We start from the raw sequence: 22,530 nt of genomic DNA, 5'->3' as shown, positions 1-22,530 counted from the left end.
TGATTAGATGCTATTTATAGATTACTTTAACCCTAATTAAAAAACGTTCTGCTCTCCTATTGCCGGAGAACAGAACGTTTCGTTATTTTACAGTAGACGATAAATCGCTTCCCATGCGGCATCGACTCCTTCTCCTGTCTCAGATGAGAAAGGAATCAAGGTATCTTGACCGTCAAATTGCAATTTACGTTTGATTGCCGCGATATGTTTATCACGTTGACTCTTTTTGATCTTATCGAGTTTTGTCGCAACGACGATGACCGGTAGATCGTAATACTTCAAGAAATCATACATCGTCACATCATCCGCAGACGGATCGTGTCGGATGTCGACGAGCTGTACGACACCTTTGAGGATTTCCCGTCGCGTGAAGTACTTCTCCATCATCTTGCCCCATGCTTCACGCTCCGTCTTCGAGACTTTCGCATACCCGTAACCCGGTACATCGACGAACATGACTTCATCATTGATGTTGAAGAAGTTCAAGGTTTGCGTCTTACCTGGTTTCGAAGATGTCCGTGCGAGTGCTTTTCGCTGGACCAGCTTATTGATGAAGGAAGACTTTCCGACGTTCGATCGCCCTGCGAGTGCCACTTCTGGCAACAATGGCTCCGGATAATGTTCCGGATTGACGCCACTCGTAATAAAATCAGCTTTATAAATTTTCATGTTACTCTCCTTTTAATGCATGTTCGAGCACTTGCTCCATCGTCGCGACCGGAATGAATTCCATTCCTGCGCGAACGCTTTCCGGGATATCATCGATATCCCGCGTATTGTCTTGCGGCAGCAGAACGGTCGTCAAGCCCGCACGATGTGCTGCGAGTGACTTCTCCTTTAATCCACCGATCGGTAAGACACGTCCACGCAACGTGATTTCACCTGTCATCCCGACATCCCGGCGAACCGGACGTTTTGTTAAAGCGGAAATCAATGCTGTCGCGAGTGTGATCCCAGCAGATGGACCATCTTTCGGTACAGCACCTTCAGGAACGTGGATGTGGATGTCTTGCGTTTCGTAGAAATTCGGTTCGATGCCAAGGGACGTCGCATTCGCTCGGACGAAGCTATAAGCGGTCTGAGCCGACTCTTGCATGACATCACCGAGTTTCCCGGTTAACTGCAATTTCCCTTTACCCGGAGCAAGGCTGACTTCGATCGTCAACGTATCGCCCCCAAAAGCAGTATACGCTAAACCAGTCACCGCGCCAATCATATCTTCGAGCTCGCCTTGACCATAGCGGTAGATCGGTTTACCTAAGAAATCATCCAGATTACGTTTTGTCACCGTCACCCGTTTCTTCTCACCCATCGCGATTTGTTTCGCTGCTTTCCGGCAAAGTGAGCCGAGAACACGTTCGAGATTCCGGACACCGGCTTCTCGTGTATAACGCCGGACGACTTCTTCTAGCGCGTCTGCCTTGACTGTTAATTGACTCTTTTTCAGACCATGTTCAGCCAGTTGCTTCGATAAGAGATGACGAACGGCAATTTCCGTTTTCTCTTGTTCCGTATAGCCACCGATTTGAATCAGTTCCATCCGGTCGAGCAATGGTCCGGGGATATTCGAGACATCGTTCGCTGTCGCGATGAAGAGAACATTCGATAGATCGAACGGTTCTTCGATATAGTGATCAGAAAAGCTGTTGTTTTGTTCTGGATCAAGAACTTCAAGCATCGCGGACGACGGGTCACCACGGAAGTCATTTGACATCTTATCGATCTCATCGAGCAAGAAGACCGGGTTGTTCGTTCCTGCTTGTTTTAAACCACGAATGATTCGACCTGGCATCGCACCGATATATGTCCGGCGATGTCCACGGATCTCCGCTTCGTCGCGCACGCCACCAAGTGAGACGCGGACGAACTTCCGCTCGAGCGCTGTTGCAATCGAACGGGCAAGCGACGTTTTCCCGACTCCCGGAGGACCAGATAGACAGAGAATCGGTCCACGTAATGAGTCCGTTAATTGACGAACGGCAAGATACTCAAGGATCCGTTCTTTGACCTTCTCTAGACCGTAATGGTCCTTTTCAAGCTGTTCCGAAGCAGCCGAGACGTTCAAGAAATCATCGGTTGCTTCATTCCACGGCAACGAGAAGAACCATTCGAGATAGTTGCGAATGACCCCATGTTCGGGACTCGTCGCCGGTACGACCGCTAAACGACTGATTTCCTTCTCGACGTTTGCAACCGTCGTTTCTGGTAAATCAAGCATCGCTAGCTGCTCCCGGTATTTCGTCGCATCACTTTCAACAGAAGCCGACTCGCCACCTAGTTCTTGTTGAATCGTCTTCAATTGTTCCCGCAAGTAATACTCGCGTTGCGATTGTTCAATCGTCTTCTTCGTCCGTTCACGCATCTCACGTTCGAGTTCGACGACTTCATATTCGTGTTTCATGACATCAAGCAACATCAATCCTCGTTCGACCGGATCCTGTTGTTCGAGGAACTCCTGTTTCTTCGAGATATCGATTGGTAGCTTCGACGTAATATAGTCCGTCAATGAATCGAGGCGTTCGTATGTCTCGAATCGGCGACGTTCATCCGTTCCGATTCCTTTAATCCGAGAGACGAGCTGACCGAACTGTTCTTTGATGAGACGAACGAGCGCTTCTTGTTTCGCTCCTTTAATGTCCATCTTCTCGATTGGTTCGATGACGGCTTGATAACCTTCGTCTGTCTCTTCGACGTTTTCGATCCGGACACGTTCCTTCCCGATGACGCGGACACGGACCGTATCATTCCCGAGTTCACTCATCTTCGCGATTTGAACGAGCGTCCCAACCTGATGCAACCCGTCGACAGACGGCTCTGCTTCTGGATCACGTTGCGTGACGACGACGAGATCGATTTCGTGTTCCTTTGATGCAAGTAAGGCTTTTAAGGATACCGGACGCCCTACATCAATCGTCAATCCGATCAACGGATACGCGACGACACCGCGTAACGGTAAAAGTGGATATTGTTTTTTCTTCATTCGAATTCCTCCTAAACAAAAAGACTCGGAAAGGCGTACAAGTAGCCTCCGAGCCGATTTGTCACGGTGTTACGCCGTTTCTTTTTCTTTCCCATGTTCAATTGTACCATCTTTCAACTCAAGCGTTGGACCGCGTTTACCAGTCAACGTTTCTGCTGTAATGATGACTTTCGCGATGTCTTCACGTGATGGGATTTCGAACATGATATCAAGCATAGTTTCTTCGATGATCGAACGAAGACCACGCGCACCTGTTTTACGTTCGATTGCAAGTTTTGCAATCTCAAGAAGTGCATCTTCCGTGAAGTCGAGTTCGACATCATCGAGTTGAAGCATTTTCTTATATTGTTTCACGAGGGCGTTTTTAGGTTTCGTCAAGATTTGAACGAGTGCCTCTTCATCAAGTGGCTCGAGCGTCGCCATGACCGGCAAACGACCGATGAACTCCGGAATCAAACCGAACTTTTGAAGATCTTCTGGTAATGCAGCTGCCAGAATTTCTTTTTGTGTAAGGTTACGGTTCTCTGAATCGTTTCCGAATCCGATGACTTTTTTACCAAGACGACGTTTGATCGACTGATCGATACCATCGAATGCACCACCGACGATGAACAAGATGTTCGTCGTATCGATTTGGATGAATTCTTGATGTGGGTGTTTCCGTCCACCTTGTGGCGGTACACTCGCAACCGTTCCTTCCAAAATCTTCAGCAAGGCTTGTTGGACACCCTCACCAGATACGTCACGTGTAATCGACGGGTTTTCTGATTTACGAGCAATCTTATCGATCTCATCAATGTAGATGATTCCTTTTTCAGCCTTCTCGACATCGTAATCCGCAGCTTGGATGAGTTTCAATAGGATGTTCTCGACGTCTTCACCGACATAACCGGCCTCCGTCAAACTTGTTGCATCTGCAATCGCAAACGGTACGTTCAAGATACGTGCCATCGTTTGGGCAAGAAGTGTCTTACCGCTACCTGTTGGTCCAATCATGACGATGTTCGATTTTGAGAGCTCGACATCATCTGCGCGACCACCAGCATTGATTCGTTTGTAGTGATTGTACATCGCTACAGACAGCGATTTCTTCGCTTTCTCTTGACCGATGACATAATCGTCAAGTGTCGTACGAATTTCATGCGGTTTCGGAACATTCTTCAGCTCGACTTCTTCTTCAGTACCGAGTTCTTCCTCCACGATTTCATTGCAGAGTTCGATACACTCGTCGCAAATGTAAACGCCAGGTCCAGCAACAAGTTTGCGTACTTGTTCTTGTGTCTTTCCACAGAAAGAACATTTTAGCTGACCTTTTTCTTCGTTAAATTTAAACATAAAGGTCCACCCCTTTAACGTGGAAATTGTATGGACGCCTGTAGCATCCCGTCTCACGTTTTACTATTTATGATTGTAGCATGAACAAGGAAAGTCTTTCAAATCCTGGACGAACGATTTACAGTTTGATGTTCTGAACCAAGGATCGTTTGTCCTTGTTTGACCTATCGTACAAAAAAATCGACTCCAAGACCAGAAATTGGGCTTGAAGTCGATCGAAAACCATGAAATGGCTTATTTTGCTTTTGCGTTGTCGACGAGAACATCGATAGCTTTACGGAATTGAAGATCGCCTTTAAGCGTTTCAAGACCACCTTGTGGTGCAAGCATCGTTTCAAGTTGATCTGCAGGGATGTTGTAGAGTTCTGACATTGATTGAAGTTCAGCTTGAGTTTCCTCATCTGTTACTTCGATTTTTTCGTCAGCAACGATTTGCTTGAGGACGAGACGTGCTTTAACGCGCTCTTCCGCTTGCTCTTTCATTTCAGAACGCATTGCCTCTTCTGTCGTTCCAGTCAACTGGAAGTACATGTTGAGGTCGATGCCTTGTGATTGAATACGTTGTGTGAACTCTTGAACCATACGCTCGACTTCGTTTTCGACCATGACTTCTGGAAGATCAACTGTCGCATTTTTCGTAGCCGCTTCGACTAACTCATCGCGCATTGAAGCATCAGCTTCTTGTTTGCGTGTGTTTTCGAGACGCGTACGGATTTTTGTTTTCAACTCGTCGAGTGAAGAAACTTCTTCATCCATTTCTTTTGCGAACTCATCTGTCAATTCAGGGAGCTCTTGTGCTTTAACTTCGTGGATCGTTACTTTGAATGTAACTGGTTTTCCAGCGAGTGATGCTTCGTGGTATTCCTCTGGGAATGTCACTTCAAGATCTTTTTGCTCGCCAGTTTTTAAACCGACCATTTGCTCTTCGAATCCAGGAATGAAGTTTCCAGAACCGATGACGAGTGAGTAGTTCTCAGCAGTTCCGCCGTCGAATTGGTTTTCCCCATCGAAACCTGCGAAGTCGAATACGACTGTATCGCCATTCTCGATGACGCCATCTTCTTTAACGACGAGTTCTGCACCGCGTTCTTGTAATGTTTTGAGTTCAGCGTCGACGTCTTCGTCAGTAACGTTCGTTTCAACTGCTGTGTACTCAAGACCTTTGTACTCACCGAGTGTAGCTTCTGGCTCGATGACGAACGTGATTTTGAATTCGACTGGCTTGCCTTTTTCGAGTGTTTCAACGTCGATGTTCTCAAGCGCGATTGGCTCGATTCCTGATTCGACGACTGCACCTTCGATTGTGTCCTTGTAAAGGATATCGAGTGCATCTTGGTACAGTGCTTCTTCACCGTACATTTTGTTGAACATTGCGCGTGGCATTTTTCCTTTGCGGAAACCAGGTGTGTTCAAAGTCTTAACGACTTTCTTGAACGCTTGGTCTACCGCTTTATCAAATGCTTCAGCAGGCGCTTCATACGTGAGGACGCCGAGGCTACCTGATTGTTTTTCCCATTTTGCAGTCATGCTGAGTCCCTCCAAAATTGTCAATTAGCGTACATGTGTGTACAACAAGTCACATTATAGCACAATCGTTCTGACGATTACCACTGTTGAACGAATCGTTTCCAGATGTCTCAATCGAAGTAAATCTGCTCGAATGCGATGACTTCTGGATAAAGGATATGTGCCGCTCGGTATAACCGCTTCGCCAGCGGACTGAGGATACGTTCCGGTTCTTCACGTTCAAATGTCAGACCTGCGAGTTCTTCGCAGGCTGCGAGCCATTTCTCCATATCTGATCCGATTCGTTCTCGTTCTTCAAGATGAATCAGTTGATCCGATCGCAAGACGAGCAACGCTCGGAACGGATCCATTCGCTCTAACGTATGCATCGATGCCAGTAACGCTTGTTGCTCCTGTTGATGTACCATCAGGATTTCTTCTAACTCTTCACGTGACGAGATCGTCCAGTCTACAGCTAAGTGTGGTACATGAATGCTTATCGGATATGACACGTGATCCAGCACGCTTCCTAATAACAGATCAATGACGAGTAGACTTTGATGTTCGGTCTCTTGCGCCTGAAGATATTTCTGGGTGATGTATGCAATGAGCTCAGAGGTCCGTTCGAATTCAATACCGGTCAAATGGCGCATTTGTTCGACCCAACTGCCATGTCGCAACACATGCATCAGTTCCGTTGCTGATGTTACCTCACGCTGCGCAACAGGGTTGTTTTGAACTGCCGACTTTTGTTCGCGAACACGCATCTGTTGTTTGATTTCATCCAATCGAAGCGCGAGCCCATACGGCAGATACGGTGACGCCGAGCGCAAAGCGAGTTTCATCGGATAACGTTCTCCGAGTTCATAAAGAAAGAGTGCGAGCACTTGCTCGACACCCTCGACTTCAAGAAATCGTTCTGCCACTGTTTCAAATCGTTCCCGGTCATGCATTAAGAGTGGTTGAATGACATAGAGCCGGTGTAATACATCTTCTCCTGTCAATTGGTCAGTCTCTAATTCCATAATCAATTGTTCTTGTTTAGAAGCGGGCAAACGAAGAATCCGCGCTCGCTCTACTTCTAGTTCATGTTCCATCCAGCGCGATGTCCCCATATTCCGGCACTCCTTCATGTTCACTTCTTATTTCGTAAATGGATCGAGTAAAGACGTCCAGTTCGTGATCGCTTCTTGAAGTTGTCCTGCCTGCTCGATTCCTAATCGATTCAACGTATCTAATGAGACGTCAGCTTCAAGTAATCGAGCGATGTCTTCCGATTGATTCACGTACTGCTCGAGTTTTGCACTTAAATTCTGCAATTCTTGCGGCGGATTTTCAAGTCCCGCTAATCGTTGATCGATTTGATCCAGTTCTTGATTGAACTGATCAATCGTTCCGTTTTCCTTCAACTTTTCGATTTGTTGATCAAGTGCTTGTTCAGGGTTCGCGGATTCACGCGCTGTCGTAGCCGCCTCATTCAAGGAAGCCGACAAATCTGACGTGACTTGGGCCGTATCTTTCGCAATGCCTTGAAGTTCTCCAGCGTAATCGACACTATTTTTTACATCGTTGACTTGTTGTTTTGCATCGTCGACTGTATTTGAAATCTCACTACATCCAGCAAGAAACGTACTTAGCACGAGGACTGCTCCAACTTTCTTCCACATTGCATTCATCCCTTTCGAGTTCATGATACCTTAATTATAATCGAAAATCGGAATAAAAAAAAGAGACCACCCTCGTAAGGGCAGTCTCTATTTTAATTATAGCGTCCCAAGAGGGATTCGAACCCCCGACCGACGGCTTAGAAGGCCGTTGCTCTATCCTGCTGAGCTATTGGGACGTGTCAACACGAATAAACTATACTAGAACAATTCTTTCGTGTCAATCACATTACAAACATTGCATTTATTTTATTACAAAAATGTTCCGTCCAGATGCAGGGCATTCACTCGATCGCCATTCACATCGAGAAAATCGACAGAATAACGGTTTTGATCCACTTCAAGAATCGCATACGTCTTGTCTGGTCGATGACGTGGCATCCGGATTGAACCTGGATTGATGAATAACACGCCGTCCCGATATTCAGCCTTCGCAACATGGGAATGACCATAACAGACGATGTCCGCCTGCTTTTCCTTCGCATGATGCTGCAAGACATCTAGACTGTATTTGACGTCCTGACGATGTCCGTGGACACAAAGGATGGTACGACCATCTATTTCCGACATGACTTCTTCCGGAAAATCGTGTCCGTAATCGCAATTCCCTCGCACAACACGATATGGATATAATGATTCGATGTCGCGCGTCAATTGGGAGTCCCCACAATGAAATGCCAAATCCACGTCTTGGTGACGTTCGAATATCGTAAGCAGTTCTTGTTCTAGTCCATGGCTATCACTAACGATCAACGCTCTCATCTTCATCACACTCCTAAGAAAGTAGTTAAGTCCTGTTCGAGCTTGCGCAATGCATTGCCACGATGACTAATCATCGCTTTTTCTTCTTTCGTCAACTCAGCAGCCGTCTGTCCGCTTGCCGTGACGAACAATGGATCATAACCGAACCCGTTCGAACCCGCCGCTTCAAAACCGATTCGCCCTTCCATCGTTCCACGAACCGTCAATGTCTCACCCGTTGGTTTCGCTAGCGCGAGGACACAAACGAAGCGCGCCGTCCGCTCTTCCTCCGGAACACCTTCTAACTTTTCAAGTAGTAGAGCGTTATTCGCCGCATCCGACTTTTCAAGACCCGCGAATCGTGCCGAGTAGACACCTGGAGCGCCATCTAAAGCATCGACTTCAAGACCTGAATCATCAGCAAGTACCGCGTGGCCAAAGTAGGCGGCTGCCTCTGTTGCTTTTAAGAGTGCATTCTCCTCGAATGTCTCACCTGTTTCGTCCGTTTCCGGAGCATCGGCGTGATCGAGTAACGATTCGACCGTATAACCGAGACGACCCAGCATGCTTTCAAGTTCCTTCACTTTACCTGCATTGTGTGTTGCGACGATGACCTTCATCTATGTTCCCCCACTTCTTCTCCTACATACCACCAAGAGACACCGAGTGCATCTCGACCAGCATCAATCAGTTCCTTAATTCCTTTTTCCCCAAGTTCGAGCATATCGAGCATCTCTTGACGGGAAAATGTCGACTCTTCTCCTGTTGCTTGCATCTCGACGATTTTCCCCGATGAGGTCATGACGAGATTGAAGTCGACTTCAGCCGCAGCATCCTCTTCGTAGCATAAATCGAGCAAGACATTCGACTCGACGATTCCAACCGAGATCGCTGCGATGCCTTCCTTGATTGGCGTATCCGTCAGTTTCCCGGCTTGGATCAATTGATCGACTGCTCGGACGAGTGCCAAGAAACCACCAGTGATCGATGCCGTTCGTGTGCCACCATCTGCTTGAATGACATCACAATCGATCCAGATTGTTCGTTCCCCAAGTTTCTCTAAATCGACGACTGCCCGAAGCGATCGGCTGATCAGACGTTGGATTTCCATCGTCCGTCCCGTCTGCTTGCCGCGGACGGCTTCTCGTGCGGTCCGCTGAGCCGTTGCACGTGGTAACATCGAATATTCCGCATTGATCCAGCCCTGGCGTTTACCGCGAAGGAACGGTGGCACCTTCTCCTCGACGGTCGCCGTACAGAGGACTTTCGTATCGCCCAGTTCAATCAAGACAGAACCTTCTGCGTGTTTATTGACATCAATCGATAATTGAATAGGACGGAGATGGTCCGCCGTTCGTTGGTCTATCCGCATTTAATCTTCCTCCGTTCCAAGCACGATGCGCTCCGCATGGATGGTCTGATCGAGCCAGTCCGTCGCAATCTGATCAAATGAGCGGATATCGCCTGTCGCGTAATAACGATGTTCCGGAATTTGTGTCACATCTGCTGAAATCGTATTGTAATCAAGTAGTGCTGCTACCTCGAGCGCTGTCTCGTCTCCTGAAGAGATTAGTTGGACGCCTGGTCCGATGACCCGTCCAATCACATCTGCTAGGAGCGGGTAATGGGTGCACCCGAGGATCAATGTATCCATATCGTAATTCATCAATGGTCGTAATGTATTGGCAACGACACGCTCGACGTACGCACCGTCTGTCTGCATCGACTCGACGAGCGGGACGAATGGCGGGCACGCTAACGATTCGACGACGACTTGTCCTTCGACGTGGCGTAACGCCTTCTCGTAGGAATTACTTGTAATCGTCATCTTCGTTCCGATGACACCGATTCGTTTCGTACGCGTCACCTTGACTGCCGCACGGGCCCCAGGATCAATGACACCGATGACAGGTATATTTAAACGTTCTCGCGCTTCTTTTAGGACGACAGCCGTGGCTGTATTACAGGCGATCACGATCAACTTCACATCTTGTTGCACGAGATAATCAATCATCTCCCACGTAAACTCACGAATCTCCTCTTCTGGACGAGGACCATACGGACACCGTAATGTATCCCCGACATAGATGATTCGCTCATGGGGCAACTGTCGCATCAATTCACGTGCGACCGTCAACCCACCGACTCCGGAATCCAGTACTCCAATCGCTCGATTCACTCTTCTCCACCTCTTTCTCTCATTCCTATGGTAACAAAAAAGGACGACGGTGCAAGACCGGCGTCCGAGAATGTACGATTACAGGATTACTGAGCAAGACCTTCGCTAGTCAGCATATCTGAAAGAGTCGTGATTGCTTCAGAAGCATCGTCACCGTTTGCAACGATTTTGATATCTGAATCTTTCGCGATTCCGAGTGAAAGAACACCCATGATTGACTTCAAGTTGACAGTCTTCCCGTTGTATTCCAAGTTGATGTCTGATTGGAATTTAGAAGCTGTGTTGACGAGCTGAGTAGCCGGACGAGCGTGAATGCCTGAATCCGCGATGACTTTGAATGTTTTTTCCATGATTAAGAAATCTCCCTTCACTAATAACGTACTAGTGAGTCGTTTTCGAATATGTGAACTCATTATCAAATGATAACGGATTCGAATCGATTCTGCAAGGAATTTTTATATGCTTCACTCCACGGGAATGCTTTCCCGGCACGGTCGATTTGTACCATCGATGTCCGTCCTGTGAACATCAGTTCACCTTGCTCATCAAATGCCGCATAGTGGACGTCACACGATGCACTACCGACATGTACCGGATACGCATAGACAGCGAGACGTGCCCGTGGGTAGACTTGGCGAATGTAATTACACTGGGCATCCGCAACGACGATGATGCCGTCTTCTGCAAGCGAATATCCTGTTTCCTCTAACATCAATGTACGAACGTCCTCAAAATAGACGAACGGTACCCGGTTATTCATATGACCATAGGCATCCGTCTCCGCAAAACGAACGGCGACATCGAGTCGTGTGCCACGTTTCATCTGTTCAAGCCATGATTCAAGTTCTGGAATATAAGCTGGTACGCGCACAATGAGTTCCTCCTGTCTGAATAAAAAAAGAAGGAGCAAGCTCCTTCTTTGATAAATCATGAACTAACGGCTTCACCTGTCCGTCCTTCGTCACTACCGAAGAACTTCTTGAATGAATGAAGTGTCGTCTGACGGTTCATCGCTGCGATCGAAGTCGTCAGCGGAATCCCTTTCGGGCAAACCTCGACACAGTTTTGAGCGTTACCGCACTGCATGATCCCGCCGTCTTCCATTAACGCTTCAAGGCGTTCTTCCTTGTGGAAGGCACCTGTTGGATGCGAGTTGAATAGACGAACTTGTGAGATCGATGCCGGTCCGATGAATGTCGAACGATCGTTGACGTTCGGACATGCCTCGAGACACACGCCACACGTCATACATTTCGATAACTCATATGCCCATTGACGTTTGTTTTCTGGCATACGCGGTCCTGGTCCTAAATCGTACGTTCCATCGATTGGGACCCATGCTTTGACCTTTTTCAACGCATCGAACATGCGTTGACGGTCGACTTGAAGGTCACGAACGATCGGGAACGTCTGCATCGGTTGCAGACGGATCGGTTGTTCGAGTTTATCGACGAGTGCCGTACACGACTGACGTGGTGTACCGTTGATGACCATCGAACAAGCGCCACAGACTTCTTCTAGGCAACCCATGTCCCAGTTGATCGGCGTCGTTTTTTCACCAGCTGCATTGACAGGGTTCCGGCGAATCTCCATTAAAGCAGAGATGACGTTCATGTTCGGACGGTACGGAATTTCAAACGCTTCATCATACGGTTTACCATCAGGTCCATCTTGACGTTGAACGATGAATTGAACCGATTTTTGCGTAGTAGATGATTCGAGTGGTGTCGCCATTATGCTTTCACCTCTTTCTTCGACTTCTTGCTGTAGTCGCGTTTCCGTGGTGGAATCAACGACGTGTCGACGTCTTCATAGAAGATTTCTGGATGACCGTTCGTATAACGCGCCATCGTCGTCTTCAAGAACTGTTCATCATTACGTTCCGGGAAGTCCGGTTTATAGTGCGCTCCGCGACTCTCATCGCGTTTTAAGGCACCGAGCGTAATCGCTTCAGCTAGGTCGAGCATGTGATCGAGCTGACGGATGAACGATGCCCCTTGGTTACTCCAACGTGCTGTATCCGTTGCCGAGATGCGCGTGAACCGATCGCGGAGTTCCTTGATTTTCGTCAGTGTCTCTTCGAGCTTATCGTTGTACCGGACGACCGTGACGTTATCCGTCATGATTTCTCCAAGCTCACGGTGAATTTGATACGCATTTTCCGTACCTTCCATTGATAGGATATCGTTGAAACGGTTGATTTCTTCGATCTTATGCGCTTCGACGACGTCCTCGCTCATCTCATGAACCGATGTCTCGAGTTCGTTCATATATGCGATGGCTGATGGTCCAGCGACCATTCCGCCGTATACCGCAGAGAGAAGCGAGTTCGCTCCGAGACGGTTACCACCGTGCATCGAGTAATCACATTCACCAGCTGCGAACAATCCAGGGATGTTCGTCATTTGATCGTAGTCGACCCATAGTCCACCCATTGAATAGTGAACAGCCGGGAAAATCTTCATCGGTACTTTTCGTGGATCATCACCAACGAATTTCTCGTAGATTTCAAGGATCCCACCGAGTTTGACATCGAGTTCTTTTGCGTCTTTATGCGATAAATCCAGATAGACCATGTTTTCCCCGTTGACGCCGAGTTTTTGATTGACACAGACGTCGAAAATCTCGCGTGTCGCGATATCTCGTGGAACAAGGTTTCCGTACGCAGGATATTTTTCTTCGAGGAAGTACCAAGGTTTACCGTCTTTATACGTCCAGACGCGACCACCTTCACCTCGTGCTGATTCACTCATGAGACGTAATTTATCGTCTCCAGGAATCGCTGTCGGGTGAATCTGGATGAATTCACCGTTCGCATAGATCGCACCTTGACGATAGACAGCTGCTGCTGCTTGTCCTGTGTTGATGACCGAGTTCGTCGATTTTCCGAAGATGACCCCAGGACCACCTGTCGCGAGGATGACAGAATCCGCGGCAAATGCCTCGATTTCCATCGTCCGGAGGTTTTGACAAACTGCTCCACGACAAATGCCATTGTCATCGATGATGGCGCGAAGGAATTCCCATCCTTCATATTTTTCTACCAAACCTTGCGCTTCGAACTTACGAACCTGTTCATCCAATGCGTACAACAGTTGTTGCCCAGTCGTTGCCCCAGCGTATGCCGTCCGGTGATGCAACGTTCCTCCGAAACGTCGGAAGTCGAGTAAGCCTTCCGGTGTCCGGTTGAACATGACACCCATCCGGTCGAACATATGAATGATCTTCGGTGCTGCTTCCGCCATTTTTTGAACAGGTGGTTGATTTGCGAGGAAGTCCCCACCGTATACCGTGTCATCGAAATGCTGGTACGGTGAATCCCCTTCCCCTTTTGTATTGACCGCTCCGTTGATGCCACCTTGTGCACAAACAGAGTGTGAGCGTTTGACGGGTACGAGTGAGAATAACTTAACTGGTACGCCTTGCTCCGCTGCTTTTATCGTAGCCATCAGACCGGCAAGCCCTCCGCCGATGATGACAAGATTCTTGTTCGCCATGTTGTCAGTTCCCCTTTCCTTACAACACGCCTGCAAACGTTAAGATCGAGCGTACGCCTACAAACGATAAACCGATGAATACGAGTGCTGCCACGTAAGACATCGCCCGTTGAGATGCTGGTGACTGCGTGATTCCCCATGTGATGCAGAACGTCCAAAGTCCGTTCGCAAGGTGGAATGTCGTCGCCAAGATCCCGACGATATAGAACGCGAGCATGAATCCGTTATCGACGATATTCTGCATCATGCTTGCATCCACTGGTGTTCCCATCGCAGCGGCAATCCGTGTTTCCCAAACGTGCCACGTGATGAACACGACAAGGAATACACCGCTGAACCGTTGCAGTACATACATCCAGTTCCGGAAGTATGTATAACGCCCTGTGTTCGCAGAACCGGTGAATGCGATGTACACACCGTAGACACCATGCAAGATGATCGGAATGAAGATGACAAAGATCTCTAAGAACAATCGATACGGAACGTTCCCCACGAATTCCGCGGCCTTATTGAAGTCTTCCTCACCACGTACGATGAAGTAGTTCGTCGTTAAGTGCGAAAGTAAAAATAACCCGATTGGAATGACGCCGAGCAGTGAGTGTATCTTACGACTCACGAAATCACGATGATTCGCCATCCAAATCCCCCCTTTTGTTTGCCAATCAACCGTTGGCGCATTTTGGTAGAAAAGCGCTTTCATAAGGAAATTCGTCTTTTCATCACTTATTCTACTCCTGTCCTTTTTAGAAGACAACCCGAGCCGTTGCATTTAACTGCAAATTTTTTTAGGAAAACAATGACCGACAAGAATCATCTCGGTATAATGGTTCACAGATAGGAGTGAATCATGATGGATGCTACACCAAATCAAACACCACTTTTCGGTATCGAATTGATCCGAGATTATGTGCTGACTGATCTTTTAGGATCGGATTATCGGCAAGTCATCTACTGGGCAGGTAAACGTCTAGCGCGTCAATTCCCTGTCGTAGATGAATCTGAATTAGCCTCATTTTTTGAACAAGCAGGTTGGGGAACGCTCGAAATCAAGAAACGTAAAGGAACTGCTATCTCATTCGTTCTGTCTCCTCCTGATACGACGAGAGATGAACGACCACAAGGGTACTTCCAACTCGAAGCGGGTTTCCTCGCTGAACAGTTCTCTCGTTTTAACGGATGTGTCGCGGAAGGATATGCCGAGTTAAATAAAGAGCTCGTTCAAATCACGGTCCAAATCGACCCTAAAGATCCACTTGAACCGCTCAAGTGAAATTTACATAAAACGTGACAGGAATCTTAATTTTCAACATCGAAATAGATTCATGAAACCTTTTGCAGTAAATGCTCGTAAAATCATTCGTACACAAATCGCGAGGAGGAACTTCACATGTTCAAAAAACTAGCAGCAGATTTAACAGGATTCAGTGATATCGGACAAGTCATTCATCCTGATGATTTCGACAAGGCAGCCGCTGACGATTATGTCTTACATGAAGACGGCGAGAAAATCTATTTCTTGATCAAATCTAAATCTGACGAGTATTGCTTTACGAATCTGGCTTTAATTCACCTCGATGGTGAAAGTGCCGTCAGTTCGAAACGCGTCTTGTATCGTTATCCGTACGCACACTATCCGATTCGCCACGTCATGTTCGAAACGGCGGGAACAGTAGATCTTGATGTCGAGATCAAATTCGAGATTGGTGGTAAACATTATTCAATCGACGTCGATAAGAAACAACTCGAACATGTGAAAGATCTTTATAAAACACTTCTTGCGATCGCTGAAAAACAGTATGAAGGACAAAAGATGCTCGAGTTCGCAAACAGCTCATTGAATCATTCGGTCACGATTCTCGGCGGACTTCGTCAAGGTGACATGAACGTGCCGCAAACATTCAAGGAGTTGTCCGAACAATCCTTCGAGTGGCTACAAGGTCACTACCATCAGTGGAACCAGCGTGACTTTGGTTCATACTACGAAAAGTACATCAACAACTAATCACTAAAAAAGCCGCCCTCTTCAAGAGGACGGCTTTTTTTTCATTCTTCATTCGCTTGACTTAAATATTCAGCGACGGTTTCCGCTAACTTGACAGGTAATCCTGCTTCCGCCAACTGTTCGATCGTTGCGCGTCGCAAGCTACGCATCGATCCGAAATGACGAATCAACTGTTGGCGTCGTTTCGGTCCGACTCCTGGAATCTCGTCGAGCAAGGAACGAGTCATCCCTTTTGAACGGAGCGAGCGGTGGAACGTGATTGCAAACCGGTGGACTTCATCTTGCATGCGTTGAAGTAGATAAAACGCACTTGAACGCGGACTTAGTTCAATTAACCGTGCACCTTCTCCAAACAACAACTGACTCGTCCGGTGTTTGTCATCCTTTTTTAATGAGCCGACCGGCAGGGATAAACCGAGTTCATCTTGAATGACTTCTAAAGCAGCATTCAACTGTCCGACTCCTCCGTCAATCAGGACGAGATCTGGAAGGCGCGCTCCTTCAAGTAACAACCGACGATACCGACGGCGCACGATTTCCCGCATCGATTCATAGTCATCGGGTCCTTGCACCGTCCGGATTTTGAACTTCCGGTATTCCTTCTTAAGCGGTTTACCGTCTTCAAAGACGACGAGCGCCGAGACGGCATCCGCACCTTGAATGTTCGCATTATCGATGATCTCAATCCGGGACAATGGATGAACGTCGATCGCATCGGCGAGTTCTTCGACTGCTTGAACGGTCCGTTTCTCATCTTTTGCTAACAACTCGAAGCGTTCCGAGATCGCATTTTCAGCATTCTTCGTCGCTAGATCAAGTAATTTCCGTTTTGATCCTCGGACCGGAACGTGAATTTTAATCGATAGCGCCTCTTTGAGCAGCAACTGATTGACGAGTGGCGGTACATATACTTCACTTGGTTTGATGTTCTTTTCGTAGAACTGGACGATGAAACTCTCGAGCTCTTCTGCCGGTGTACCATAGATCGGGAAAAGCGAGACATCACGTTCGATCATCTTTCCGCCGCGAAGGAAGAAGACTTGGACACACATCCAGCCTTTATCGACATGGATCCCGAATACGTCACGTGACGTCAGATCCGCTGTGATCATGTTTTGTTTGTTCATGATCGACTCGATCGCCCTTACTTGATCGCGCAATTCTCCCGCACGTTCGAATTCCATCGTTTCGGCCGCGTCCGCCATCTTCTGTTTCAAGTCTTCGACAAGCTCTTTTGTGTCGCCCGACAAGAAACGTCGGATTTCCGAAACGAGTGCCTTTTGTTCCGACTCGAGATTCGGGATTTCGCATGGACCGAGACACTGACCGATGTGGTAATACAGACAAAGTTTTTTCGGCATCGGCTGGCATTTACGTAGCGGATATAAACGATCTAGCAGACGTTTCGTCTCGTTTGCCGCATACGCATTCGGATAAGGACCAAAATAATGACCACCATCTTTTTTCAACTTACGTGTCGTGATCAGGCGAGGATATGTCTCATTCGTAATTTTCAAGTACGGATACGACTTATCATCCTTCAACATGATATTGTACTTCGGATCATGTTTCTTAATAAGCGTCATCTCAAGCAACAACGCTTCTAGTTCACTAGCTGTGATGATGTATTCGAAGTCACGGACTTCCGCGACGAGACGTTCCGTCTTAATATCATGTGCTCCCGTGAAATAGGAACGGACACGATTCTTGAGATTTTTTGCTTTTCCGACATAGATGACTTCGCCGAATTCATTTTTGTGCAGATAACATCCTGGCTCATCAGGCAAAAGGGATAGTTTCGCTTTGATATGTTCTTGATGTCCCAAATAAATGTCTCCTTTCACCGTTTTTAGTTTTATTCGTTCGGGTAAATACCATACATTGATTATGACATACGGAGGATGAAAAATGCGTACATATGATTGCATTGTGATCGGAACAGGTTCCGCTGGAAATCAAGCGGCTTATAAATTCGCTGAAAAAGGACTACGTGTTGCCATCGTGGAGAACTTCACTCCAGGTGGCACATGCGCACAACGTGGATGTGACGCCAAAAAAATATTACTGACGGGTAGTGAGACGAAAGACGCTGTCGAGCGATTGCTCGGATACGGCGTAAAGGGTCTGATTTCGATTGATTGGCGCCAATTGATGGAGCGAAAGAATGAATACACACGCGCCATCCCGGAGCAAACACGAAAGCGGTACGCGGAAACGGACATCGACTATTTCCATGGAGAACCGCATTTCGTGTCTTCACATCGCCTTCGAATTGGTGAAGACGAAATCGAAGGGAAACAGTTTTTAATCGCAACCGGTCTAAGACCTCGCGAATTAACTGTACCCGGTAGTGAGCGTTTCATAACAAGTAATGAGTTTCTTGAACTGAAAGAACTTCCACGACGACTCGTCTGCATCGGCGGCGGTTATATCTCGTTCGAGTTCGCCCATCTCGCTCGTATTGCTGGCGCAGACGTCACGATCGTCTTACGTTCTAACCCCTTAAAACAATTCGAGAGCGAATTGGTCGATGTGTTGTTAGAAGCCACACGGGCACTTGGTATCTCGATCATCAAAGAAGCAGAGGTCGTCGCTTACGAAGAGGAATCCCTTCATTTATCGAACGGTGACGTCTTGAAGACGGATGTCGTTTTGAATGCGACTGGACGTGTCGCAAGTATCGATCAGCTTGGTCTCGAAGCAATTGGCGTTGCGCATAATGAAAAAGGAATCCATGTCAATGCGTACCTTCAGTCTTCCGTCGAACATATCTATGCCGCAGGAGATGTGGCTGTCAGCGGGAATCCCGCATTGACGCCGTTTGCTGGAACCGAAGGACGACTCGCTGCCGATAACATGCTCGAAGGGAACAATCGGAAACTAGAGCTGCTCCCTGTACCTAGCGTCGTATTCACCGCGCCGAACCTCGCCCTCGTCGGTGAGACGGAAGCTGCTTTGAAAAAAGCAGGTATTCCTTATCGTGGTCGCTTGATTGATACGTCCGCTTGGCAAACGAACGCACGGATCAAGGACAGTTTCGCTCGGGCGAAAGTGCTCGTCGGGGAAGATGATCAAGTCCTTGGCGCACACTTCATCGGTGTCAATGCAGCGGAACTAGCAAACTATTTCTCGTTTGCGATGCAACACCGGATTCCAAGTACTTCGATGCAACAGACTGGATTCGCTTACCCGACACCGGCTTCAGACATCGCTTCGTTATTCGAGGATTGACAGGAGGCTTTTGGATGATTCAATACGGCTATACGATTTTATACGTTGAAGATACTGCACGGACGCTGACATTCTATCGAGACGTTCTTGGACTATCCGTCAAGGCGGAGCACGGCAGCTACATCGAGTTCGAGACCGGTCAGACGACACTCGCCTTCAATACGCGTGAAGACGTGCAACAGTTGATTCCGGATTACATGATACCGAGTGGAAAAACACAACAGACGTTAGAGATTGGTTTCATCACGGATGACGTCCCTACTCTATTTCAGAAGGTGGTGGAGGCAGGATATGAGACCGTCCTCGCGCCTGCACAAAAACCATGGGGGCAAGTCGTCGCCTATGTCCTCGACCCCGATGGTCACCTGATCGAACTTTGTACGCCAATGTAATCTAAAAAAACAGACCGTTCTGCCTGTGCAGAACGGTCTGTTTTGATATGCAGGAAAGAATTAGTTAGATGTTTCAACGAATTCTTTAAGTGCGTCTTTTGGCATGAAGCCCATTGTTTTGTTGACAGGTTGTCCATCTTTGAAGAGAACGAGTGTCGGGATACTTTGAACTTGGAATGCTCCAGCTACTTCTGGGTTTGCATCTACGTCGACTTTGACGATTTTTACATCTTGCATGTCAGCATCGAGTTCTTCAAGAACAGGTGCGAGCATACGACATGGTCCACACCATGTTGCCCAAAAATCAACAAGGACGAGACCTTCTTGTGTTTCTTCTTTAAATGATTGGCTAGTTGCGTGTACGATTGCCATTGATCATAACCTCCTAATGAGTAGATCCACCCGGTAAAAAAATGGGTGATCTCTTTATTGATTCGAGTATATCATAGCAGTCTCTTCCAACAAACGAAACTGCTCACGCGAAAAATCTGCAAAAACAACCGGCACCATGATAATGGCACCGGTCTTCAAACTCATCCGTGAACGAGCATTTTTTTGAATTCAGCTGTCAATAGTGGCACGACGTCGAACAAATCACCGACGATGCCATAGTCAGCGACAGAGAAGATGTTCGCTTCCGGGTCCTTGTTGATCGCAACGATCACTTTGGCATTTGACATCCCTGCTAAGTGTTGGATCGCACCTGAGATCCCACACGCGATATAAAGGTCCGGTGTAACGACTTTACCTGTCTGACCGATTTGAAGCGCATAGTCGCAGTAATCTGCATCACAAGCACCACGCGAAGCACCCACTGCTCCTCCGAGGACATCTGCTAGTTCTTGTAACGGTGCGAAGCCGTCCGAACTCTTGACGCCTCGTCCACCTGCGACGATGACTTTTGCCTCTGACAAATCAACGCCGCCTGTTGCTTTGCGTACGATGTCTGCGACGATTGTCCGTAAATCCTTCAGTTCAACCGTAACCGACTCGACCGTTCCTTGTGAACTACCTGCTTCGAGCGGATCGATGTTGTTCGGACGGACTGTAAAGAGTGTCTTGCCTTCTGCGACTTTAACTTTTTCAAATGCTTTCCCCGAGTAGATCGGGCGAATGAATGACGCATCTGCGCCTTCCCCTTCAATCGCCGTCACATCACTGATCAAACCGGCTTGTAGTTTTGCCGCGATCTTCGGTGATAGATCCTTGCCGAGCGACGTATGACCGAAGACGAGCACGTCGGGTGACGTTCGATTCATCAACTCGAGGAAGACTTGTCCATAACCGTCTGGCGTGTAGTGTAAAAGACGCTCATCCTCGACGATGAGGACTTGGTCAGCTCCGCGTGATGCTAGAGCATCGGCATCCTTTGCGACATCGTGTCCAATCAGGACCGCGATGACTTCATCTGCGACACGTCGCGCTGCTGCGATTGCCTCAAACGACACATTCCGTAAACTACCATCCCGTGATTCTGCGAGTACTAATGCTTTTGTCATTCGTTTCTCCCCCTTAGACCACTTTTGCTTCGTTACGTAATAATGATGCGAGCTGCGCGACTTGCTCGTTCAGTTCACCTTCGAGGATCTTACCAGCTGCTTTGTTCGGTGGTAAGAAACGCTCAATCGTCTCTAGACGTGGTGCGAGTTCGTCTTCATCCAGTTCGAGATCATCGAGTTCGAGTTCTTCAAGCGGCTTCTTCTTCGCTTTCATGATTCCTGGAAGACTTGGATAACGTGGTTCGTTCAACCCTTGTTGCGCAGTGACGAGTAACGGAAGTGTTGTTTCGATTGTCTCCGTATCCCCTTCAGCGTCGCGTGTCACGACAGCTTTCGTACCGTCGAGCTCTAGTTTCGTGATCGTCGTCACGTAAGGGATATCAAGTAGTTCTGCGACGCGAGGCGCCACTTGACCACTTCCGCCATCGACTGCGACGTTTCCGGCGATGACGAGATCAACCGTTTGTTCCTTCAAATAACCAGCGAGCACTTCAGAAATCGTGAAATGATCTGCCTCTTCGATATCATCTTCAATCGAGATACGAACTGCTTGATCCGCTCCCATTGCGAGTGCTGTTCGTAATTCTTTGTCCGCATCTTCCGGTCCGACCGTCACGACCGTTACCGTTCCCCCTTGTGCATCACGGACACGAATCGCTTCTTCTACCGCATACTCATCGTATGGGTTAATGATGAACTCAGCGCCATCCTCATCGATTTGACCATTCTCGAGTTGGATTGCTTCTTCCGTATCGAATGTGCGTTTCAACAGTACATAGATTTCCATCTCATGCTCCCCCTTGTCGTCTATTCACCATCATTCTTTGTATCCGCTTACATAGTTGTTGTCATGAAAAGGGCTTAACTCAGCCCTTTGATCAACATCCGATGAATCCCGTCGCGTGTCTCAAGCAACTCATATTTGAATCCACTTGCCATCCAGCTCGTCACGACCTCATCGATCGTTCCGAAAATCATCTGACGTGCTAATCGATAATCCAGATCGTTTGAAAACTCACCTGTCGTCATCCCGTGCTTAACGACCCGGTCAATCAGATGCAAGTACGGCTTTAAGACGGCAGCGATGTTTTGACGCATGTCTTGGTTCGATTGACGCAACTCAATCTGCGTGACGACCGCTAAATCATAGTCGACGGATAATTGCTCGAGGTGTGCCTCGATCAATGCTGCCAATTGTTCCGTCGCTGATGTATGGCTCGCGATTTGTCCTTCGGAATATTCGATGAAGCTTCCCATTTTCGCTTGGAATAGCGAAATCAAGAGATGTTCTTTATTCTTGAAGTACAGATAGATCGTTCCATCCGCAACCCCGGCTTCCTTTGCGATGGCAGTCACTTTCGCTCCATGGTAGCCGTTCTTGGCGATGACTTTTACGGCGGCATCAATGATGCGGTCACTCTTTGACATTGTTCGTTTCATTCCACTATCTCCTAACGCATAAAATGAATGATGGTTCATTCATATTTATTCTATCATGTCATTT

Annotated in this window: 24 protein-coding genes and 1 tRNA gene; 4 read left to right on the top strand and 21 right to left on the bottom strand. The window is 47.7% G+C overall.

Going from position 1 to position 22,530, the window contains the following annotated elements; all coding sequences use genetic code 11:
• Positions 1 to 87 precede the first annotated feature (87 nt).
• The 16 genes from yihA to KNQ18_RS03155 form a co-directional block, all read right to left on the bottom strand.
• Positions 88 to 669: a ribosome biogenesis GTP-binding protein YihA/YsxC gene (yihA, locus tag KNQ18_RS03230; protein ID WP_215083820.1), complete on the bottom strand. Its 582-nt coding sequence runs from the start codon at positions 667 to 669 to the stop codon at positions 88 to 90.
• A 1-nt stretch (position 670) separates the two neighbouring features.
• Positions 671 to 2,980, bottom strand: a complete 2,310-nt coding sequence (gene lon, locus KNQ18_RS03225) for an endopeptidase La (RefSeq protein ID WP_023468976.1) — start codon at positions 2,978 to 2,980, stop codon at positions 671 to 673.
• Between the two features lie 69 nt (positions 2,981 to 3,049).
• On the bottom strand, positions 3,050 to 4,315 hold the full coding sequence (gene clpX, locus KNQ18_RS03220) for an ATP-dependent protease ATP-binding subunit ClpX (protein ID WP_023468977.1): 1,266 nt from the start codon (positions 4,313 to 4,315) through the stop codon (positions 3,050 to 3,052).
• Between the two features lie 234 nt (positions 4,316 to 4,549).
• A complete protein-coding gene (gene tig, locus KNQ18_RS03215) occupies positions 4,550 to 5,842 on the bottom strand; it encodes a trigger factor (protein WP_029342286.1) in 1,293 nt (430 codons plus the stop codon).
• A 110-nt stretch (positions 5,843 to 5,952) separates the two neighbouring features.
• Positions 5,953 to 6,936, bottom strand: coding sequence for a hypothetical protein (locus tag KNQ18_RS03210; RefSeq protein ID WP_215083818.1), 984 nt, complete (start codon positions 6,934 to 6,936; stop codon positions 5,953 to 5,955).
• A gap of 27 nt (positions 6,937 to 6,963) precedes the next feature.
• Positions 6,964 to 7,488, bottom strand: a complete 525-nt coding sequence (locus tag KNQ18_RS03205; protein ID WP_231681742.1) for a hypothetical protein — start codon at positions 7,486 to 7,488, stop codon at positions 6,964 to 6,966.
• Positions 7,489 to 7,590: 102 nt separating this feature from the next.
• Positions 7,591 to 7,664: transfer RNA gene (locus KNQ18_RS03200), tRNA-Arg, on the bottom strand.
• Between the two features lie 73 nt (positions 7,665 to 7,737).
• Positions 7,738 to 8,247, bottom strand: a complete 510-nt coding sequence (locus tag KNQ18_RS03195) for a metallophosphoesterase family protein (protein ID WP_149427691.1) — start codon at positions 8,245 to 8,247, stop codon at positions 7,738 to 7,740.
• A 5-nt stretch (positions 8,248 to 8,252) separates the two neighbouring features.
• A complete protein-coding gene (locus KNQ18_RS03190; RefSeq protein ID WP_214771072.1) occupies positions 8,253 to 8,846 on the bottom strand; it encodes an XTP/dITP diphosphatase in 594 nt (197 codons plus the stop codon).
• The gene (rph, locus tag KNQ18_RS03185; protein WP_087681203.1) at positions 8,843 to 9,598 is read right to left on the bottom strand and encodes a ribonuclease PH; all 756 of its coding nucleotides are present in this window, start codon (positions 9,596 to 9,598) and stop codon (positions 8,843 to 8,845) included. The genes KNQ18_RS03190 and rph overlap by 4 nt, the downstream gene beginning before the upstream one ends.
• Positions 9,599 to 10,405 carry a glutamate racemase gene (gene racE, locus KNQ18_RS03180; protein WP_023468984.1) on the bottom strand — a complete coding sequence of 269 codons (807 nt, stop codon included), beginning with the start codon at positions 10,403 to 10,405 and terminating at the stop codon, positions 9,599 to 9,601.
• Positions 10,406 to 10,491: 86 nt separating this feature from the next.
• Positions 10,492 to 10,755 carry a phosphocarrier protein HPr gene (locus KNQ18_RS03175; RefSeq protein ID WP_012371023.1) on the bottom strand — a complete coding sequence of 88 codons (264 nt, stop codon included), beginning with the start codon at positions 10,753 to 10,755 and terminating at the stop codon, positions 10,492 to 10,494.
• Between the two features lie 65 nt (positions 10,756 to 10,820).
• Entirely contained in the window at positions 10,821 to 11,276 is a 456-nt protein-coding gene (locus KNQ18_RS03170) for an acyl-CoA thioesterase (protein ID WP_214771075.1), read from the bottom strand.
• A 56-nt stretch (positions 11,277 to 11,332) separates the two neighbouring features.
• Complete coding sequence (gene sdhB, locus KNQ18_RS03165; RefSeq protein ID WP_023468986.1) at positions 11,333 to 12,139, bottom strand: succinate dehydrogenase iron-sulfur subunit; 807 nt, start codon at positions 12,137 to 12,139, stop codon at positions 11,333 to 11,335.
• Positions 12,139 to 13,902, bottom strand: coding sequence for a succinate dehydrogenase flavoprotein subunit (gene sdhA, locus KNQ18_RS03160; protein ID WP_023468987.1), 1,764 nt, complete (start codon positions 13,900 to 13,902; stop codon positions 12,139 to 12,141). Before sdhA ends, sdhB begins: the two co-directional genes overlap by 1 nt.
• A gap of 19 nt (positions 13,903 to 13,921) precedes the next feature.
• Positions 13,922 to 14,539 (bottom strand): succinate dehydrogenase cytochrome b558 subunit, encoded by a 618-nt coding sequence (locus tag KNQ18_RS03155; RefSeq protein ID WP_029342294.1) that lies wholly within the window; start codon positions 14,537 to 14,539, stop codon positions 13,922 to 13,924.
• Between the two features lie 213 nt (positions 14,540 to 14,752).
• Between KNQ18_RS03155 and KNQ18_RS03150 the strand changes: the two genes are divergently transcribed.
• Both KNQ18_RS03150 and KNQ18_RS03145 read left to right on the top strand, forming a co-directional pair.
• On the top strand, positions 14,753 to 15,172 hold the full coding sequence (locus KNQ18_RS03150) for a YslB family protein (protein WP_050677628.1): 420 nt from the start codon (positions 14,753 to 14,755) through the stop codon (positions 15,170 to 15,172).
• A gap of 117 nt (positions 15,173 to 15,289) precedes the next feature.
• Complete coding sequence (locus KNQ18_RS03145) at positions 15,290 to 15,904, top strand: PH domain-containing protein (RefSeq protein WP_023468990.1); 615 nt, start codon at positions 15,290 to 15,292, stop codon at positions 15,902 to 15,904.
• A gap of 41 nt (positions 15,905 to 15,945) precedes the next feature.
• Here KNQ18_RS03145 and uvrC read toward each other — a convergent pair whose 3' ends face one another.
• Positions 15,946 to 17,730 carry an excinuclease ABC subunit UvrC gene (gene uvrC, locus KNQ18_RS03140; protein ID WP_047393598.1) on the bottom strand — a complete coding sequence of 595 codons (1,785 nt, stop codon included), beginning with the start codon at positions 17,728 to 17,730 and terminating at the stop codon, positions 15,946 to 15,948.
• An 82-nt stretch (positions 17,731 to 17,812) separates the two neighbouring features.
• Here uvrC and KNQ18_RS03135 point away from each other — a divergent pair, with 82 nt between their 5' ends.
• Together KNQ18_RS03135 and KNQ18_RS03130 are read left to right on the top strand one after the other, a co-directional pair.
• Entirely contained in the window at positions 17,813 to 19,135 is a 1,323-nt protein-coding gene (locus KNQ18_RS03135) for a dihydrolipoyl dehydrogenase family protein (protein WP_215083816.1), read from the top strand.
• Between the two features lie 14 nt (positions 19,136 to 19,149).
• Positions 19,150 to 19,527: a VOC family protein gene (locus KNQ18_RS03130; protein WP_055968739.1), complete on the top strand. Its 378-nt coding sequence runs from the start codon at positions 19,150 to 19,152 to the stop codon at positions 19,525 to 19,527.
• Between the two features lie 60 nt (positions 19,528 to 19,587).
• Here the strand turns inward: KNQ18_RS03130 and trxA are convergent, their stop codons facing one another.
• The 4 genes from trxA to KNQ18_RS03110 form a co-directional block, all read right to left on the bottom strand.
• Complete coding sequence (trxA, locus tag KNQ18_RS03125; protein WP_023468994.1) at positions 19,588 to 19,899, bottom strand: thioredoxin; 312 nt, start codon at positions 19,897 to 19,899, stop codon at positions 19,588 to 19,590.
• A gap of 161 nt (positions 19,900 to 20,060) precedes the next feature.
• Complete coding sequence (locus tag KNQ18_RS03120) at positions 20,061 to 21,026, bottom strand: electron transfer flavoprotein subunit alpha/FixB family protein (RefSeq protein WP_149427696.1); 966 nt, start codon at positions 21,024 to 21,026, stop codon at positions 20,061 to 20,063.
• A 13-nt stretch (positions 21,027 to 21,039) separates the two neighbouring features.
• Entirely contained in the window at positions 21,040 to 21,813 is a 774-nt protein-coding gene (locus KNQ18_RS03115; protein ID WP_050677631.1) for an electron transfer flavoprotein subunit beta/FixA family protein, read from the bottom strand.
• Positions 21,814 to 21,887: 74 nt separating this feature from the next.
• Positions 21,888 to 22,466 (bottom strand): fatty acid metabolism transcriptional regulator FadR, encoded by a 579-nt coding sequence (locus KNQ18_RS03110; RefSeq protein WP_050677632.1) that lies wholly within the window; start codon positions 22,464 to 22,466, stop codon positions 21,888 to 21,890.
• Positions 22,467 to 22,530 lie beyond the last annotated feature (64 nt).

Source organism: Exiguobacterium sp. s78 (assembly GCF_018618985.1).
In the GTDB taxonomy this organism is placed as follows: Bacteria; Bacillota; Bacilli; order Exiguobacteriales; family Exiguobacteriaceae; genus Exiguobacterium_A; species Exiguobacterium_A abrahamii.
This window is presented reverse-complemented; position numbering and strand designations above follow the sequence as displayed.

Bases quoted from the DNA above. Each gene is read 5' to 3' on its own strand.
- KNQ18_RS03110 (WP_050677632.1), bottom strand. From the start codon at position 22,466: ATGAAACGAACAATGTCAAAGAGTGACCGCATCATTGATGCCGCCGTA.
- KNQ18_RS03115 (WP_050677631.1), bottom strand. From the start codon at position 21,813: ATGGAAATCTATGTACTGTTGAAACGCACATTCGATACGGAAGAAGCA.
- KNQ18_RS03175 (WP_012371023.1), bottom strand. From the start codon at position 10,755: ATGGAAAAAACATTCAAAGTCATCGCGGATTCAGGCATTCACGCTCGT.
- clpX (WP_023468977.1), bottom strand. From the start codon at position 4,315: ATGTTTAAATTTAACGAAGAAAAAGGTCAGCTAAAATGTTCTTTCTGT.
- KNQ18_RS03190 (WP_214771072.1), bottom strand. From the start codon at position 8,846: ATGAAGGTCATCGTCGCAACACACAATGCAGGTAAAGTGAAGGAACTT.
- KNQ18_RS03130 (WP_055968739.1), top strand. From the start codon at position 19,150: ATGATTCAATACGGCTATACGATTTTATACGTTGAAGATACTGCACGG.
- KNQ18_RS03210 (WP_215083818.1), bottom strand. From the start codon at position 6,936: ATGGGGACATCGCGCTGGATGGAACATGAACTAGAAGTAGAGCGAGCG.
- KNQ18_RS03135 (WP_215083816.1), top strand. From the start codon at position 17,813: ATGCGTACATATGATTGCATTGTGATCGGAACAGGTTCCGCTGGAAAT.
- tig (WP_029342286.1), bottom strand. From the start codon at position 5,842: ATGACTGCAAAATGGGAAAAACAATCAGGTAGCCTCGGCGTCCTCACG.
- sdhA (WP_023468987.1), bottom strand. From the start codon at position 13,902: ATGGCGAACAAGAATCTTGTCATCATCGGCGGAGGGCTTGCCGGTCTG.
- KNQ18_RS03205 (WP_231681742.1), bottom strand. From the start codon at position 7,488: ATGTGGAAGAAAGTTGGAGCAGTCCTCGTGCTAAGTACGTTTCTTGCT.
- lon (WP_023468976.1), bottom strand. From the start codon at position 2,980: ATGAAGAAAAAACAATATCCACTTTTACCGTTACGCGGTGTCGTCGCG.
- KNQ18_RS03120 (WP_149427696.1), bottom strand. From the start codon at position 21,026: ATGACAAAAGCATTAGTACTCGCAGAATCACGGGATGGTAGTTTACGG.
- KNQ18_RS03195 (WP_149427691.1), bottom strand. From the start codon at position 8,247: ATGAGAGCGTTGATCGTTAGTGATAGCCATGGACTAGAACAAGAACTG.
- KNQ18_RS03145 (WP_023468990.1), top strand. From the start codon at position 15,290: ATGTTCAAAAAACTAGCAGCAGATTTAACAGGATTCAGTGATATCGGA.
- KNQ18_RS03155 (WP_029342294.1), bottom strand. From the start codon at position 14,539: ATGGCGAATCATCGTGATTTCGTGAGTCGTAAGATACACTCACTGCTC.
- yihA (WP_215083820.1), bottom strand. From the start codon at position 669: ATGAAAATTTATAAAGCTGATTTTATTACGAGTGGCGTCAATCCGGAA.
- rph (WP_087681203.1), bottom strand. From the start codon at position 9,598: ATGCGGATAGACCAACGAACGGCGGACCATCTCCGTCCTATTCAATTA.
- sdhB (WP_023468986.1), bottom strand. From the start codon at position 12,139: ATGGCGACACCACTCGAATCATCTACTACGCAAAAATCGGTTCAATTC.
- KNQ18_RS03150 (WP_050677628.1), top strand. From the start codon at position 14,753: ATGGATGCTACACCAAATCAAACACCACTTTTCGGTATCGAATTGATC.
- trxA (WP_023468994.1), bottom strand. From the start codon at position 19,899: ATGGCAATCGTACACGCAACTAGCCAATCATTTAAAGAAGAAACACAA.